The organism is Pseudomonas sp. JV414, assembly GCF_032424305.1.
Classification (GTDB): domain Bacteria; phylum Pseudomonadota; class Gammaproteobacteria; order Pseudomonadales; family Pseudomonadaceae; genus Aquipseudomonas; species Aquipseudomonas lini.
Genome location: NZ_VYKC01000011.1, coordinates 184,532 through 201,890, shown reverse-complemented (window position 1 = coordinate 201,890; position 17,359 = coordinate 184,532). Strand labels below are relative to the sequence as shown.

Below are 17,359 nucleotides of genomic sequence, written 5' to 3'. Positions count from 1 at the left end.
CAAGCTCAAGTTTCGGGTTACTTGGTGGCCCGACTTGAGCAAGCGCCGTCGACATCGCCTACAAACAGTGTCGATTCAGCTGAGATCACGTCGAACCCGCACCACGCCCATCTTCAATCCAAACGGTCGGAACACCGAATTCAACGATTTCAGCGTCTGATTCCCTTCCCCATGTTCGATATGCACCAGCGTGCGCACCGAGACTTTGCACATCTTTGCAAACTGGGTCTGGTGCAGGCCTGTGACTTCCACCCGCAAGCGGCGGACTGCCTCACCAATCTCAAGAGTGCCTTGGGCCAGCGCCTCTTGAATGCTTTCTATGAGCACTGTGCGCTCGGCAACCGTCATGCTCATTTCAGGTCCCACTCTTTCAAACGCTGCTCCAGATTTTTCAATGCAATTCGCGGGTGATTCATTGTGGCGTCGGGCAATCCGCTGTCAGTCAGAATGTCCGGGAGTGCCAACAAGTGTTTGGCATCCTCACGCAGGCGTTCAAAAGAACCCGGCAAATCAATTAGCGCTGCAAGCGGATCATTCGGATCAGCGATGTCGGCCAATGCCTGGCACACACCACGCCAATTTACATCCCCAGCCCTCTCCAACTCTTTCGGCCACTTGGTGGTTCTTGTTACGCCTTCGTCGTCCATCACCATTGGCGCCAAGTCATAGATCGGTGCCAGGCGAAACGAGGCCGTATCGCGGATAATTGCGGTATTGCGCCCGTGGTTATCTGAGTTACCGAGGATTTTATTGAGCAGATCCCGACGCAGATAGTCAGCAACGAGATTCGGGATTTGGTCCGCCTGCCCTGCATCACGCCATAGCCCCGCAAGCAGCCGGATAACTTCCATGTGGTCCATCGGGCTACCGGGCGTGGTGATTTGCGCCAGAGAGTAGATCGACTCCACGGCAAAACGCTCGATACCCTGAGGGGTCACTTGCCGATCAAAACGCTGCATCCACAAGCTAGGTTTGGTCGCCTCCTCCAAGGCCAAGCCCTGTTCTGCCACCGTTTCGATGCCTAGTTTTTGTAGTGCCTTGTAGTAGTGGTACTCGCTTCTGAGAATGTCCTGATCGTTCCGGGTTCCTTTGTTGCGAGAGAACTTCACGAACCAGTGCTGGGTAACGTCTGCATCGTCCAATACTGCATCGGGGTATAGATCTGTGCCCTTACCCTGAGCTAACAAAAGTTTTGGCGCCTCGCCACCTGCCCCCGTTGCTCCACCAATTGCAGCGCCCTGCTCATAGGCATACTCGAGAAACCGGTTATCACGACTAATGACGTCCTGGCGTTTAAACCCTATAGGCTCGCGCTGATCTACTGCCTCGGCGGATTCCTTTATGCGCATATTGCCAATCGGTGCCGGAGTGCTTCTGGCCAGTAAATAAAGGTCGGCACTGACGTCAGCAGGCTTGTCACGACCTATGTGTGTCAGCAGAAATTTCTTGGCGGCACCGGCAGGTGCGATGTCGTGCAGAAATGCTGGCGCGTTGGATCGCTTACCCTCCCAGTCCAAAGGAAACCTAGCACTTACGGCTTTGGCAAAGGGTGTTCCAATACCCTCAATGTTTTCGACGAGATAGGGGGTTTCGTAGCCAAAGTTGCATCGACTTTCGAACCCTTTTTCAGGGCTGTCGAAGCTGAAGACCATGGCGTCGTGCCAATTCCCGGAGGTAAAGATCTGTAAAGTCAGGTCGTACATATCGTCATCACCTGCATTTAAATGCATCTGTCAGAAGCTAGCGCGCACTAGAGCTGCAATATAGTGCATTTATAGTCACCAAGCATCGTATCCATGCGCAATAAAATGCACATGAATTCAACCTTATGTAGAAAATACGCAAAATAATGCAGATTCGAACCAATATTGGTATCGGCAGCAACAGACGGAGTCTGGGTTGACCAGTCAGTGGCAGATGAGTTTCCGAGTTGCGATAGCCGACCATGTCTCGATTTGTTGTAAGAAAAAGCGTCAGCTCGAACAGGTAAAAACAGCCTTCCTCAGGAGGCTGGCAATTTTCTACACAACCTTCTGACAACCCCCGCAAGCCTGCGGGAAGCAGCTGACATCGGCACCTATAGCCTGCCTCTTAGAGTTTGGCCTCCTATCAACAGAGGCCGAATTCGATGTCCGTTCAACATAAATACCGACCAAAACACCTGGCACTGGCCATTGCGCTTGCGTTGGGTTGCGCTGAATTTTCGCTTGCCCAGCAAGTATCCGTCGATGACACCATTCCTTCGGATGCAACGCCGGAGCAGCTCATAGCCGCGCTGGACGCATTTATAAATGCCCCCACCACCAACAAGATTCCCATCAACAAAGCAGCGGATGGTACTGATCGGACATTCGGCGATGGAGATGACATGGTCATTGTGTCTGGCCGCGGAGTCCTTTCCGGATTTATCGACGGTGGTGGCGGTGTCAACTTCCTGCAACTCGATACCGCCAGCGGTGGCACGTTAGGCGAGAGTCGTCGTTTTGAAGGCCTGGAGCTCAAACGAAGCACTTGGACCATCAATGGTTCCGGCGATTTCAATACCGGTGTCTTGATACGTCCAAAAGCAACGCTAATAAATAATGGACATATCCAGGGTGGGGCGTTGACCCAAGGAACGCTTGTCAACAACGGAAAGATTGGCGGCGGAGCGACCGTGCAATCAGGAGGCACCCTGAACAACCCAGGAACTATCGACGGAGACGTCGTCATCAATGAAAAAGGTGCTTTCGCGGGCAACGGTTTAACGGGTTCCCTGAAGGTAAACGGAAAGCTTTCTGTCGACAGTCTGCACGGCGCACCGAAAGTTAAAGGTAACTTGGATCTCTCAAAAACTGCCGAGCTAACCTACGAGGTCAATGCCGACCGCAAAAGTGAAACGATAATAGTCGATGGCACCGCCAGCCTTGGCGGCTCCACACTGAAAATCGTTGCAGCACCGGGTGAATACCCGCTAATCAGCGAAAACAACATCCTTATTGCGAATAAAGTCGAAGGGGAGTTTGGGAAAGTCCTCAACAACCTTGCCTTCTTAACGCCCAAGCTCAAATACGAAGAAAAGACTGTCGACCTGATCTTCGTCCGTAACGATGTGAAGATGGAGAGTGTCGCAACCACGGATAACGGGAGGGAAGCCGCCCAAAGCATTGAAGAGCCGAAGGACATACCTCAAGCACCCACCGTCGCTGAAGCTCCGAATCCACCTGCAAATGCCGACACATCCGTTCCGGTCTCCACACCGACAACTACCGCTGAAAAACCTTCGACTGCCGCAACGCCACCTACCACCGACAAGCCCCTCACAGCTTCAACTCCACCCCCTGCTACCAATTCCGTCGCCACAGTGCCAAAGGCATCCCGCCCCACAAACGCTGCTGTCGCAGCCCTGCTCAGCGCTGACAAACAGACGGCATCTGTTGCCATCGAACAGCTGGCCGGCGGCAACAACGCTAACCTTGCGAAAGCGACCCTGAACAGTGACAGCCCAATTAGCGCGACCATGCTCTCGGCCATGCGTCAGCTGGACAGCGCCAGTAGCTACGCCAATTCCACCAGGCGCAATGCACCACGCCTGGCCGCCGGCAGTGAAGACAATGGCCGAGTCTGGCTGCAAGCGCTGGGTCATGGCGGGACGCTGGATCGCGACCATGACGCCCTGAAACACTCCACCCAAGGTCTGGTTTTGGGCGCAGATTGGGGAGTTGATGAGGAATGGCGCATCGGAGTAATGGGCGGCAAATCCGAAACGCGTCTGGATAGCCGTGGACTCGACGGCGATCTCGACAGCTGGCATTTAGGAGCTTATGCCCTACGTAAAAACGGACCAATGTCCCTGCGCCTGGGCGCGACCTATAGCAACCACGACGGCAGCACTAAACGCCGGGTTGCCTTCAAAGGTTTCAGCGACCGCCCCGAAGGCCGTTACGATGCCAACACCCAGCAGGCCTTTGCGGAATTGGGTTACAACCTGGGGCGGGCGAACGTCAGCATCGAACCGTTTGGCAGCCTGGGCTATCAACGCTATCAGCGCGACACTTACACGGAAAAAGGTGGCGCAGCGGCACTGAAGGTACACGGTCAAACGCAGAACAATCTGAACAGCACGTTCGGCCTGCGGCTGGCGAAGCTCAACACTCTGGATAACGGCATGCAACTGACGCCGCGATTCAGTGCCGGCTGGAAACACACTTACGGGGACGTCTACAGCGATACCCGCCAACGATTGGTTGCGGGCGGAAAAAACTTCTCCGTTTCCGGTGCGCCGCTGGATCGTGACAGTCTGCTGGTCGATGCAGGGCTGGACCTTGGATTGTCAGCAAACCACACTCTGGGCGTCGGTCTCACTGGTGAGATCGGCACCGACAGTCAGAACCATGGCGTAACGGGTCAGTGGCGAATGAGTTTCTAACAGCCGCAAACCCGGGGCGAAAAAAAAGGGGAGCACATGCCCCCCCGAGGTTTAAAGCGGTAAATCGAGGCTGTTAACTCAGCCTTCGATCTCGATCAGAATCTCGCCCGGATTCACCCGGTCGCCCTTGGCCACGTGGATGGCGGTGACTTTGCCGGCGATGGCCGATTGGACTTCGGTTTCCATCTTCATCGCTTCGGTGATCAGCACGGCCTGGCCGGCTTTCACGGTGTCGCCTTCCTTGACCAGCACATCGACAATGTTGCCTGGCATGGTGGTGCTGACGTGGCCCGGTGCAGTGGCTTGCTTGCGCTTGCTGCTACCGCCGCTGACGAATTCGTTGAGTGGTTCGAACACCACTTCTTCCGGCATGCCGTCGATGGACAGATAGAAGTGGCGCTTGCCTTCCGACTTGACGCCGACACCGGTGATGTCGACGCGGTAGGTTTCACCGTGAACGTCGATGACGAACTCGGTCGGCACGCCTTCGCCGCCGGCCGATGCCACGCCGCCCGCTTCCGGAATCGGCAACAGCACCTCTGGAGTGAGGGTGCCGGCTGCGCGTTCTTCGAGGAACTTGCGACCGATGTCCGGGAACATGGCGTAGGTCAGCACGTCTTCTTCAGACTTGGCCACGGCACCGATTTCGGCACGCAACTTGGTCATTTCCGGCTTGAGCAGGTCAGCTGGACGCACGTCGATCACTTCTTCGCTGCCGATCGCCTGACGACGCAGTTTTTCGTTCACGGTGCCCGGCGCTTTGCCGTAGCCGCCTTGCAGGTAGAGCTTCACTTCGTTGGTGATGGTCTTGTAGCGCTCGCCAGCCAGCACGTTGAAGAACGCCTGGGTGCCAACGATCTGCGAGGTCGGGGTCACCAGTGGCGGGAAGCCGAGGTCTTCGCGAACGCGCGGGATCTCCGCCAGCACTTCGCTCATGCGGTTCAGCGCGCCCTGCTCTTTCAACTGGTTGGCCAGGTTGGAAATCATCCCGCCCGGTACCTGGTTGACTTGAACGCGGGTATCAACGGCGGTGAACTCGCTTTCGAACTGGTGGTACTTCTTGCGCACGGCGTAGAAGTACAAGCCGATTTCCTGCAGCAGTTCCAGGTTCAGGCCGGTGTCGTATTCGCTGCCTTTAAGAGCAGCGACCATCGATTCGGTGCCTGGATGGCTGGTACCGGAAGCGAAGCTGGAGATCGCGGTGTCAATGTGATCGGCGCCGTTTTCGATGGCCTTGAGTTGGCACATCGTGGCCATGCCAGCGGTGTCGTGCGAGTGAATGAACACAGGCAGCGATTGCTCGGATTTCAATGCCTTGACCAGTTCGCCAGTGGCGTACGGGGTCAACAGGCCGGCCATGTCTTTGATCGCCACGGAATCACATCCCATGGCTTCCATTTGCCTGGCTTGCGCCACGAATGCGTCAATGGTGTGCACTGGGCTGGTGGTGTAGGCGATGGTGCCCTGAGCGTGTTTGCCGGCCGCTTTCACCGCTTCGATGGCGACTCGCAGGTTACGCACGTCGTTCATCGCGTCGAAGATGCGGAACACGTCGATGCCGTTGACCGCAGCCTTGGCAACGAAGGCTTTGACCACGTCGTCGCTGTAGTGGCGGTAGCCCAGCAGGTTTTGGCCACGCAGGAGCATTTGCAGACGCGTATTAGGCAAGGCCGCGCGCAGTTGGCGCAGACGCTCCCACGGGTCTTCTTTCAGGAAGCGGACGCAGGCGTCGAAGGTCGCGCCGCCCCAGCATTCCAGCGACCAGTAGCCGACTTTGTCGAGCTTGTCGCAGATCGGCAGCATGTCTTCGGTGCGCATGCGGGTGGCGAGCAGCGATTGGTGGGCGTCGCGCAGGATTGTGTCGGTAACGTGGATTTTCTTGCTCATTGTTATATTCCTCACAGGCCTGCGTGGGCGGCGATGGCGGCGGCGATGGCCAGGGCCAGCTCTTCGGGTTTGCGCTTGATCGAGTAGTTGGTCAGTTCAGGATGGCTTTCAACGAAGCTGGTATTGAACTGGCCGCTACGGAATTCCGGGTTACGCAGGATTTCCTGGTAATACGCGGCGGTGGTCTTGACCCCTTGCAGACGCATGTCGTCCAGAGCTCGCAAGCCACGGTCCATCGCCTCTTCCCAGGTCAGCGCCCAGACCACCAGTTTCAGGCACATCGAGTCGTAGAAAGGCGGAATGGTGTAACCGGTGTAGATCGCTGTGTCGGTGCGCACGCCGGGACCGCCGGGCGCGTAGTAACGGGTGATCTTGCCGAAGCTCGGCAGGAAGTTGTTTTTCGGGTCTTCGGCGTTGATCCGGAACTGCAGCGCAAAACCGCGGTGCTGGATGTCTTCCTGTTTCACCGAAAGCGGCAGGCCGGACGCGATGCGAATCTGCTCGCGAACGATGTCGATGCCGGTGATTTCTTCGGTGATGGTGTGCTCCACCTGCACCCGGGTGTTCATCTCCATGAAATACACCTCGCCCTCGGCGAGCAGGAACTCCACGGTGCCGGCGTTCTCGTAACCCACGGCCTTGGCCGCACGCACCGACAGATCGCCGATGTAGGCACGCTGTTCCGGGGTCAGTTGCGGGCTCGGAGCGATCTCGATCAGCTTCTGGTTGCGACGCTGGATCGAGCAATCACGCTCGAACAGGTGCACCACGTTGCCAAAGCTGTCACCGAGGATCTGCGCTTCGATGTGTTTCGGATTGACGATGCATTTTTCCAGGAACACTTCCGCCGAACCGAAAGCCTTGGTGGCTTCGGAAATGACTCGCGGGAAGGCCTGTTCGAGTTCTTCACGGCTGTCGCAGCGCCGGATACCACGACCACCACCACCGGAGGTTGCCTTGAGCATGACCGGATAACCGATGCGATCGCCTTCGAGCAAGGCTTCCGCAATGTCCGCGACGTTGCCTTCGGTGCCTGGCGTGACCGGCACACCCGCCTTGATCATGCTACGGCGTGCTTCGGTCTTGTCGCCCATGCGGCGAATGACTTCAGCCGATGGACCGATGAATTTGATGCCGCGTTCAGCGCAGATGTCTGCCAGCTCGGCGTTTTCCGAGAGGAAACCGTAGCCGGGATGCAACGCATCACAACCGGTTTCCACGGCCAGATTCACCAGCTTGCGCGCATTCAGGTAACCGGCCAGTGGCTCGGCACCGATGCTGTGGGCCTCGTCCGCACGCTTCACATGCAAGGCATGGCGGTCGGCATCGGAATAGATCGCGACCGAGCGAATGCCCATTTCGGCGCAGGCACGCACGATTCGTACGGCAATCTCACCACGGTTGGCGATCAGGATCTTTTTTATCACTTGGAGGTTCCCTTGAGCCGGTGGTACCCACGACCTGTCAAACCAGGCCGGCGCGTGACCAAATGTTTCAATTCAGTCGCAGCTCCACACTAGCCTTCGCAAGGGATTAACAAAAATGAATAATAATTGGGTTACACATAAGCAAAGACTTATAGTTGAGGCATCAGCCTCCGCTCAGGGTCTCTAGAAAATGCGTAAGTCATTGATGCGTATGACATTGCGTCAATTGCAGATCTTCAATGAGGTGTGCGACTTAAGGTCCTACAGCCGCGCGGCCGACGAAATGTCTCTCACACAACCTGCCGTGAGCCTACAGATTCGTCAACTCGAAGAGCTGATCGGCCAACCCTTGTTCGATTATGTCGGCAAAAAACTCTACATGACCGAGGCGGCCGAAGCACTGCAGCGCGCCAGCCGTGACATTTTCGGGCGCCTGGAAAACCTCGATATGCAGCTGTCTGACATGCAAGGTTCATTGCAGGGCCAGCTGAAACTGGCGGTGGAATCCAGCGCCAAGTATTTCGTGCCGCACCTGTTTGCCGCCTTCAAGCGCCAGCACCCGGAGGTGAACCTGCACCTGACGGTGGTCAACCGTGGCCAGGTCATCCGGCGCCTGTCGGATAACCGTGATGACTTGGTGATCATGTCGATGGTCCCACAAGACATGGGGCTGGAATTCCTGCCGTTCCTCAACAATCCGATTGTCGCTGTAGCCCCGCCGGATCATCCGCTGTGCCATATGGGACCATTGCGCTTGCAGGATCTGGAACCCTACACGCTGCTGTTGCGCGAACCCGGTTCCGGTACGCGATTGGCATGCGACGAGTATTTCAAAGAGAAGCGCGTGCACTTCACCCAGACCCAGGAGGTCGCCTCGGCGGAAGCTCAGCGTGAATGCGTATTGGCGGGTCTGGGCCTGGCGCTGTTGACACGCCACGCCCTGAACCTTGAGTTGGCGACCGGCGCCCTTATTGAGCTGCCGGTCGAAGAGTTGCCGCTGTTCCGTAGCTGGTGCCTGGTGCAGGCCAAGGCCAAACGGCTATCGCCGGTGGCCCACGCATTCCTTGCGTTTATCCGCAGCGAACGGGTGCAGATCAGCGCGCTGGTTGAACGTTTCGACGGGAAGTTGCCGGTGCTGCCTGCCAGTAGTTGAGTTCGAGGTCGTCAGGAAAATCGCCAATTTCGGCCAGTAACTGGCGGCGTTCGCAGCGATCTTCGATGGCGCGGCGAAATTCCATGCGGCGCTGATCTTCTTGCTGACGGCGGGTTTTGACGGCGCTGTTGCGTTCTTCGTAGGGCTGAGCCATTTCGAGTCTCCCAAGGCGAGTACGGGAGTTACACGATAGGTGCGAGGGATGACGGTTTGGCGGCGGGAGGGTTACAGACGTGTGAACATTGGCAGATGACTGGGGTGTTTTTGAGGACGCCTTCGCGGGCAAGCCCGCTCCCACAGGGATCGATGGTGTTCACTCACTCTATGCAACACAGCCGATCCTTGTGGGAGCGGGCTTGCCCGCGAAAAGGTCGGAACGACCTTCCGGCAATGTCAGATCGGGCTCAATCGTCGAGGGCTTTTACTGACTTGGGCGACAGCCGCAAGCTGCGAAGGCTGCGTTTGACGCTCTTGAGGTGATTGACCAGGCTCGGACCGCGGGCCATGGCCACGCCCATCGCCAGCACATCGATCACCACCAGGTGCGCAATGCGCGAAGTCAGCGGCGTATAAATTTCGGTGTCTTCATGCACATCGATCGCCAGATTGACGGTCGACAGCTCGGCCAACGGTGTCTGGCTCGGGCACAAAGTGATCAACGAAGCGCCGCTCTCGCGCACCAGGTTGGCCGTGATCAACAGGTCCTTGGAACGCCCCGACTGGGAAATGCAGATCGCCACGTCGCTCGGCTTCAGGGTGACCGCCGACATCGCCTGCATGTGCGGGTCGGAATACGCCGCTGCGGTCAGCAGCAAACGGAAAAACTTGTGCTGGGCATCCGCCGCCACGGCGCCCGAGGCACCGAAGCCATAGAACTCGACACGCTGGGCCTGAGACATCAGCGACACCGCCCTCTGCAACTCCACCGGATCGAGTTTCTCGCGAACTTCCATCAGGGTGTGCAGGGTGGTGTCGAAGATTTTCAGGCTGTAATCGGCGACCGAATCGTCTTCATGGATCGCGAATTGCCCGAAGCTCGCGCCAGCCGCCAGGCTCTGCGCCAGTTTCAGCTTCAAATCCTGAAACCCGGAGCAACCGATGGCGCGGCAAAACCGCACGATGGTCGGTTCGCTGATGCCCACGTTGTGGGCCAGGTCGGCCATGGAGCTGTGCATCACCGCCGCAGGGTCAAGCAGCACGTGGTCGGCGACCTTGAGCTCCGACTTGCGTAACAGGTGGCGTGACTGGGCGATGTGTTGCAGCAGATTCAAAGGGGCGGACTCTTTGTTATTGGCAGGTGCCGGGGATGTAGCACGCTTGTAGTTATACTACATGAATCGGCTTTTTGCCTGCTCAATGCGTAACTCAATGTCCCCATTTCATGCGACATGCGCTCCATGTAGCCCTCTCGGTCGCTGTAGCAGCTGGCGAAGCCTGCAGCTACAAAGGGTTGGCGTCGCGACGTAAAAGCTCGGCCAGGTCGGCGGCTTCAACAGGACGGCTGACCCAATAGCCCTGCACTTCATCGCAGCGCTCGGTTTTCAGAAACTCCAGCTGCTCCGGCCGCTCCACCCCTTCAGCCACCACCTTCAACGACAGGCCGTGGGCCATGGCGATGATCGCCCGGGTGATCGCCGCATCCTCACTGCTCTCCCCCAGACCGCGGATAAACGCCTGATCAATTTTCACGTAGTCCACAGGGATGCGCTTGAGATAGCTCAGCGACGAATAGCCAGTGCCAAAATCGTCGATGGCCAGTTTCACCCCAAGGTCGCGCAACTGCTGGAAGGTCGCAATGATGTGCTCGACACTGTCCAGCAACTGGCTTTCGGTGAGTTCCAGTTCCAGGTAATGCGGCGCCAGACCGGTTTCCTCCAGCACCTGGCGCACCAGGCTAACCAGTTTTCCCTGACGCAGTTGATGCACCGACAGGTTGACCGACACCCGAATCGGCTCCAGCCCCTGACGCTGCCACTCACACGCTTGCCAGCAGGCTTGGCGCAAAACGAACTCGCCGATAGCGCCGATCAGCCCGGTTTCCTCGGCCAGACCGATGAAATCCCCCGGCGGTACCTGGCCCAGGGTCGGGTGATTCCAGCGTACCAACGCCTCGGCGGCATTCAGCCGGCCGGTGGCGAGGCAGAGTTTGGGTTGATAAAACACTTTCAGCTGTTTTTCTTCGATGGCTTTGCGTAGCTGGTTCTCGAGCTGCAAACGCTCGAGCGTGCTGGCTTGCAGGCTGTCTGTATAGAACTGGAAGTTGTTGCCGCCCAAGTGTTTGGCATGCTGCATGGCCATGTTCGACTGGCTGACCAGCGCGGAAATCTCCCGCGCGGTGTCCGGCAACAAGCTGATGCCCATGGACGCACTCATCACCAATTCATGACCCTCGACGGTGACTGGCAAACGCAGCTTGGCCGACAATCGGGTCGCTACGCGCGCCAGGCTCGACAGGTTGCCGTAGGTATCGAACAGCACTGCAAATTCATCGCCGGACAGCCGGGCGATAGTGTCCGCTTCCGGCAGTGCATTGACCAACCGTCGGGCCATTTTTTGTAACAACTCATCGGCAATTTCGTGGCCGAGGCTATCGTTGAGCAGCTTGAAACGGTCCAGATTGATGTGCAGTAACGCCAGACTGCGACGACCGCCCTGGCGCCCACGTTGATGAGCCTCGTGCAGCCGTTCGCGGAACAACGAACGGTTGGCCAGCCCCGTGAGTTCATCGTAATGAGCGAGGTAGCGCATACGTTCTTCGGATTCACGCCGAGCGGACAGATCGGCGAAGAAGCCGACAATATGACTCACATTTCCCCGCGTATCGCGCACGGCATTCAGTTGCAGCCATTGCGGATACAACTCGCCATTCTTGCGGGCTTCGACCAGCTCGCCCTGCCAGCTACCGTCCTGCTCCAGCGCCTGACGAATAGCCGTGTAATGCCGGCGGGCATCGCGGCTGCAGGGCAACTCGACCACGTTGCGTCCGAGCATGTCATCAATGTCATAGCCGGTAACCCGACTGAAGGCCTGATTAACGGCAATCAGCGCGTAATTCGGGTCCAGAATTACAATGCCTTCGCTGGCAGCCTCAAACACCGTCGCCGCCAGTTGTCGCTGTTGCTCCAGGCCCTTGCTGGCGCTGATATCGCGGCGGGTGCCGACCATGCGAATCACCCGGCCGTTCTCGGCGCGCTCCACCGCTCGACCACGGTCCTCGATCCAGACCCAATGGCCATCGCCGTGCCGCACCCGATACTCGATCTGATAATCCTCGCTGCGGCCCTTCAAGTGCTCGACCAGCGCCCGCTTCAGCGATGGCAAGTCGTCGGGGTGCAGCCTGGGCTTGAGGTGGCGGAGCATCGCTGTCACGAATTCCGGCTCCAGGCCAAACAGCTCCTGGAGTTGGGTGTGATGGACTTCGTCTGTCTGCAGGTTCCAGTCCCACAGCCCGAGTTCGCTCGCCTTCAACGCCAGCGCCAGTCGCGCTTCGCTCTTGCTCAAGGCCTGGTTGGCGGCGTCCAGTTCCAGACTGCGTTGTGCGACCCGGTTTTCGAGGTCGACCTGGGTTTCGCGCAATTTGTCTTCGGCGCGGCGGCGCTGGTCGATTTCCTTGGCCAGTTCGTGGTTGAGCTGATCGCTGCGACTTTGCGCCTGCTGCAAATGCTCGATCAGGGCCTGATTTTGAAAGCGTCGCAGCAGCCCTTGGTTAATCAGCCGATTGACCTGCCAGGCGACCACGCTTAACGAACCCAGCAAAATCAGGCCAAACCAGCCCCAGCCCTGTTCCTGCTCATCCCCGCCCCAAAACAGGTAGCCGATAGCCGGCAACAGACAGGGCAAGGTAAAGGACAGAAAAGCCGGCAGGCTGACGGCATAAGCGACGCTGGCCGAGAGCGCCGCGGCGCCGATCAGGCCGAACACCCAGGCTTGCTGCATGAAATTGTCAGCGGGCACCAACGCGATGCCGGCACCGGCCAGGGTCAGGCCGGTCATGGCAGAGCCGAGCATGAACATGCGACGCCAGATCGGATGGGCCTGACGGTTGGGGATCGCCGAATCGAAGGCCGCGACCTGAATCACCCGCAACGCCACCAGTGACAATAACCAGATCAGCCAGACGCTCACCACGAAGTAACGCTGTGGGCTCCAGAGCAGCCCGGCGCACACCAGACCGTTGATCAGCATGAACAGCGTAGGCAACAGCGAGCCCTGGTACAGCAGGCGCGTGCGCTCGACCGCCATTTCCATGGCGTACTGCTTGCGGATCACCCGGGGCTCCACAGAGGGGCCCGACAGGTCGGAGCTGAGGGTCATAGGCAATGTTCTTGTTCTTATTAGTGAGCATGCGAGCCCGAATTGTGAACGGAGCATACACAAGCAAATGCCCGGACCAAACAGCCCAAGGTCATAAAATAGACGAAAGTTTGGGCCGCCCGCCTTGGTAAAAAAGCAGCCAGACGAGCTCCGCCAATGCTTGCAGCCGGTGACCAACCGGTCGTCATCGGTGCTTCTTTCATCGGCTAATGCAAAGCTCGGTTTGCCCGGTGTGACGGCGCACCCTAGAATGCCCCGATGCGCGATGATCTCTCCCTTCTGCTGAACTCCCTCAACGATGCCCAACGTCAGGCCGTAGCTGCCTCCGTGGGTCGTCAGTTGGTCCTGGCCGGTGCTGGTTCCGGTAAAACCCGAGTGCTGGTGCACCGTATCGCCTGGTTGATCCAGGTCGAAAACGCCTCGCCCCACTCCATTCTGTCGGTGACCTTCACCAACAAGGCCGCTGCCGAGATGCGTCATCGCATCGAGCAGCTGATGGGTATCAACCCGGCCGGCATGTGGGTCGGCACCTTCCACGGCTTGGCGCACCGCTTGCTGCGGGCGCACTGGCAGGAAGCCGGCCTGAGCCAGACCTTCCAGATTCTCGACAGTGACGACCAGCAACGGTTGGTCAAGCGGGTGATCCGCGAGTTGGGCCTGGACGAGCAACGCTGGCCGGTCCGACAGGCCCAGTGGTTCATCAACGGGCAGAAAGACGAAGGTCTGCGTCCGCAACATATTCAAGCCAGCGGCGATCTGTTCCTGGCAACCATGCGCAGCATTTATGAAGCCTATGAAGCTGCTTGCCTGCGCGCCGGCGTCATCGACTTCTCTGAACTGCTGCTGCGCGCCCTCGATCTGTGGCGCGATAACCCGGGCCTGCTCGCCCATTATCAGAAGCGCTTCCGACACATTCTGGTGGACGAGTTCCAGGACACCAACGCCGTGCAGTACGCCTGGTTGCGTCTGCTGGCCAAGGGTGGCGACAGCCTGATGGTGGTCGGCGACGACGATCAGTCGATCTATGGCTGGCGTGGCGCGAAAATCGAGAATATTTATCAGTATTCCGACGACTTCCCGGATGCCCAGATTATTCGTCTGGAGCAAAACTACCGCTCCACAGCCGGAATTCTCAAAGCCGCCAACGCCTTGATCGCCAACAATACCGGGCGCATGGGCAAAGAGTTGTGGACCGATGGCGGCGAAGGCGAAGCGATCAACCTGTACGCTGCCTTCAACGAGCACGACGAAGCACGCTACGTGGTTGAAACCATTGAAAGCGCGCTGAAAACCGGCTTGGCTCGTAGCGATATCGCGATTTTGTACCGCTCCAACGCCCAATCGCGCGTTTTGGAAGAAGCCTTGCTGCGTGAGCGTATTCCGTATCGCATTTATGGCGGTCAGCGCTTCTTCGAACGGGCAGAAATCAAGAACGCCATGGCGTACCTGCGTTTGCTGGAAGGCCGTGGCAACGATGCGGCCCTGGAGCGGGTGATCAACGTTCCGGCCCGTGGCATCGGCGAAAAAACCGTCGAAGCGATCCGCGATCATGCGCGCCACAGCCATGTGTCAATGTGGGAAGCCATGCGTCAGCTGGTGGCCAACAAAGGCCTGACCGGTCGCGCGGCCGGTGCTCTTGGGGCATTTATGGAGCTGATCGAGAACCTCGCCGCCAAGTGCCTGGAAATGCCGCTGCATTTGATGACCCAAACCGTGATCGAGCAATCGGGGCTGATTGCCTACCATCAGGCGGAAAAAGGCGAGAAAGGCCAGGCCCGGGTAGAAAACCTTGAGGAACTGGTCAGCGCCGCGCGCAACTTCGAAAACCCGGAAGAGGATGAAGAGCAGTCGCCCCTGTCAGCGTTCCTCGGTCACGCCTCGCTGGAGGCCGGAGACACCCAGGCCGACGAACACGAAGACAGCATTCAGTTGATGACCCTGCACAGTGCCAAGGGCCTGGAATTCCCTTACGTGTTCCTGGTGGGCATGGAAGAAGGCCTGTTTCCGCACAAGATGAGCCTGGAAGAACCCGGCCGTCTTGAAGAGGAACGCCGCCTGGCCTACGTCGGAATCACCCGGGCGATGCAAAATCTGGTACTGACTTATGCTGAAACCCGACGCCTGTACGGCAGCGAGACCTACAACAAGGTGTCGCGTTTCGTACGTGAAGTGCCGAAAGGCCTGATCCAGGAAGTGCGGCTGTCCAACAGCGTCAGCCGTCCGTTCGGCGGTGGCCAGCAGCAGAGCTCCAGCAGCCTGTTCGGCGGCAGCGAGATCCCGGACACCGGGTTCAGCCTTGGCCAGACTGTGCGGCACTCGGTGTTCGGCGATGGTGTGATCCTGAATTTCGAAGGCGCCGGTGCTCAGGCGCGGGTGCAGGTGAACTTCAGCGAAGGCAGCAAGTGGTTGATGCTGGGTTACGCCAAGCTGGAAGCCGTTTAAAGGCTGAAAAGATCGCAGGCTTCGCCAGCTCCTACAAGGCGTTCGCATACCCTGTAGGAGCTGCCGAAGGCTGCGATCTTTTTCCAAGGCCGCCTCATAGCCAGCTTGCGCAGCAACACTAGGCATCCTTTCCTACAGAACTTATCCACTCCTCCTACAGACCAAAGTTAACAGGCCTTATTGCGCTGACTGAAGCTGAACACAACCTGTCAGGCAAAAGCCCGAAACACTCTGCCGCTAGCCAGTAACACTTCAGCTGTGCAACATGGCGCGCGTGCCTTCCACAAATGGGAATTCCCTTTATGAAACGTTTTCTTAGCATCGCCATGGCGTTGTGCATTGGCCTGACGATGAGCCTCGACGCCAATGCCGCCAAGCGCTTTGGTGGCGGCAAGAGCTCCGGCGCTGCGCCGACTCACCAGACCAGCCAAATGGCTCCTTCTTCTGCTGCAGGCGGCGCTGCTGCCACTGCGGGTGCGGCCGGTGCTGCTGGCGCCGCTACCAAGGCCAGCGGTGCTTCGCGCTGGCTCGGCCCTCTGGCCGGTATCGCTGCCGGTGGCCTGCTGGCTTCCATGTTCATGGGCGACGGCTTCCAGGGCATGCAGATCTTCGACATCCTGATCATGGCGGTCATCGCCTTCCTGGTCTTCCGTTTCATCGCCGCTCGTCGTCGCAAGCAGCAGGAGCACATGGCTCCAGCCGGCGCGCCGATGCAGCGTGAAGTGTTCGAACAGAAACCAACAGCCATGGGTTCGATCTTTGGCGGCTCGGCCGCACCTGCTGCCGCTCGTCCGGTGATCAACGCGCCAGCCTGGTTCAATGAAAACAACTTCATTGAAGCGGCCCGCAACCACTTCCAGTCCCTGCAGCAGCATTGGGACGCCAACGAAATGGACAAGATCGCCGAGTTCGTGACTCCACAACTGCTGGAGTTCCTCAAGCGCGAACGTGCCGACCTGGGCGACGGCTTCCAGTCGACCTACATCGATAACCTCCAGGTACAACTGGACGGTGTTGATGACCGTGCGGACAAGACCATCGCCACCCTGACCTTCAGCGGCGTGTCGAAGTCCTCGCGTTTCGACCAGGGCGAAGTGTTCAGCGAAAGCTGGAACATGGAACGTCCACAGGGCGAAAACCAGCCTTGGCTGGTGGCCGGTATCCGCCAGAACGGCTGATCACTTCCCGCGCTTCACCTGTTGTAATAAAACCCCGGCCTCGGCCGGGGTTTTCTATTTCGCGGTTGCATCTATAGCGAGCTACTGTATAAACCGCCCCAACTAAACCGCGCCATCAAGCAAGAGGATCCCGGACGTGGAAGAAATCATCGAACAACTGCGTGAAGCCAACGAACCGGTACCGGTCCCCTTGGAATTGCCTGACGAAGATCAGATTGTGGAAATCGAAGAGCAACTGTTCATCGACATCCCGTTCGTCTTCAGAGAATTTTTGCTGACCGTCAGCGATGTGGTTTACGGCAGCCTGGAGCCGGTGACCGTCACCGATCCGCAGTCCCACACCTACCTGCCGGACGTTGCCGCCAACGCCTGGGACGCTGGCGTCGATCGCAGCATGATTCCGATCTGCCAGGATGGTGACAATTACTACCTGGTCGAAGAAGACGGCACCGTGGTGCTGTGGCTGGCCGAAGAAGAGCTGATCGCCGAAGAAACCTGGGAATCGGTATGGCACTGGGCGCGGGACGTCTGGCTGGAAAGCTGATCCGCC

12 protein-coding genes are annotated in these 17,359 nt (G+C 58.3%); 5 read left to right on the top strand and 7 right to left on the bottom strand.

Features of this window, described 5'->3' with window-relative positions:
• Nucleotides 1-75: 75 nt before the first annotated feature.
• A complete protein-coding gene (locus tag F6R97_RS14755) occupies nt 76-354 on the bottom strand; it encodes a helix-turn-helix domain-containing protein (protein WP_222589090.1) in 279 nt (92 codons plus the stop codon).
• Nucleotides 351-1,703 (bottom strand): HipA domain-containing protein, encoded by a 1,353-nt coding sequence (locus F6R97_RS14750; RefSeq protein ID WP_315866738.1) that lies wholly within the window; start codon nt 1,701-1,703, stop codon nt 351-353. The genes F6R97_RS14755 and F6R97_RS14750 overlap by 4 nt, the downstream gene beginning before the upstream one ends.
• A 425-nt stretch (nt 1,704-2,128) precedes the next feature.
• Between F6R97_RS14750 and F6R97_RS14745 the strand changes: the two genes are divergently transcribed.
• Nucleotides 2,129-4,408: an autotransporter domain-containing protein gene (locus F6R97_RS14745; RefSeq protein WP_315866737.1), complete on the top strand. Its 2,280-nt coding sequence runs from the start codon at nt 2,129-2,131 to the stop codon at nt 4,406-4,408.
• Between the two features lie 78 nt (nt 4,409-4,486).
• Here F6R97_RS14745 and oadA read toward each other — a convergent pair whose 3' ends face one another.
• Nucleotides 4,487-6,295, bottom strand: a complete 1,809-nt coding sequence (gene oadA, locus F6R97_RS14740) for a sodium-extruding oxaloacetate decarboxylase subunit alpha (RefSeq protein WP_030132494.1) — start codon at nt 6,293-6,295, stop codon at nt 4,487-4,489.
• A gap of 11 nt (nt 6,296-6,306) precedes the next feature.
• Entirely contained in the window at nt 6,307-7,722 is a 1,416-nt protein-coding gene (locus F6R97_RS14735; RefSeq protein WP_038980544.1) for an acetyl-CoA carboxylase biotin carboxylase subunit, read from the bottom strand.
• Nucleotides 7,723-7,912: 190 nt separating this feature from the next.
• On the opposite strand from F6R97_RS14735, the gene F6R97_RS14730 reads away from it, so the two are divergent.
• Nucleotides 7,913-8,875, top strand: a complete 963-nt coding sequence (locus F6R97_RS14730; RefSeq protein ID WP_038980542.1) for a LysR family transcriptional regulator — start codon at nt 7,913-7,915, stop codon at nt 8,873-8,875.
• Here the strand turns inward: F6R97_RS14730 and F6R97_RS14725 are convergent.
• The 3 genes from F6R97_RS14725 to F6R97_RS14715 all read right to left on the bottom strand — a co-directional run bounded on the left by F6R97_RS14725 (nt 8,817) and on the right by F6R97_RS14715 (nt 13,189).
• Nucleotides 8,817-9,029 carry a PA3496 family putative envelope integrity protein gene (locus F6R97_RS14725; RefSeq protein ID WP_038980539.1) on the bottom strand — a complete coding sequence of 71 codons (213 nt, stop codon included), beginning with the start codon at nt 9,027-9,029 and terminating at the stop codon, nt 8,817-8,819. The genes F6R97_RS14730 and F6R97_RS14725 overlap by 59 nt on opposite strands.
• Nucleotides 9,030-9,279: 250 nt before the next feature.
• Nucleotides 9,280-10,146 carry a transcriptional regulator HexR gene (gene hexR, locus F6R97_RS14720; protein ID WP_038980535.1) on the bottom strand — a complete coding sequence of 289 codons (867 nt, stop codon included), beginning with the start codon at nt 10,144-10,146 and terminating at the stop codon, nt 9,280-9,282.
• Between the two features lie 169 nt (nt 10,147-10,315).
• The gene (locus F6R97_RS14715) at nt 10,316-13,189 is read right to left on the bottom strand and encodes an EAL domain-containing protein (protein WP_038980533.1); all 2,874 of its coding nucleotides are present in this window, start codon (nt 13,187-13,189) and stop codon (nt 10,316-10,318) included.
• A gap of 258 nt (nt 13,190-13,447) precedes the next feature.
• On the opposite strand from F6R97_RS14715, the gene uvrD reads away from it, so the two are divergent.
• The 3 genes from uvrD (at nt 13,448) to F6R97_RS14700 (ending at nt 17,353) form a co-directional block, all read left to right on the top strand.
• Nucleotides 13,448-15,631, top strand: a complete 2,184-nt coding sequence (gene uvrD, locus F6R97_RS14710) for a DNA helicase II (protein ID WP_048397433.1) — start codon at nt 13,448-13,450, stop codon at nt 15,629-15,631.
• A gap of 302 nt (nt 15,632-15,933) precedes the next feature.
• Entirely contained in the window at nt 15,934-16,809 is an 876-nt protein-coding gene (locus tag F6R97_RS14705) for a Tim44 domain-containing protein (protein ID WP_038980530.1), read from the top strand.
• Nucleotides 16,810-16,945: 136 nt separating this feature from the next.
• Entirely contained in the window at nt 16,946-17,353 is a 408-nt protein-coding gene (locus F6R97_RS14700; protein ID WP_008007803.1) for an SMI1/KNR4 family protein, read from the top strand.
• The last annotated feature ends 6 nt before the right edge of the window (nt 17,354-17,359 follow it).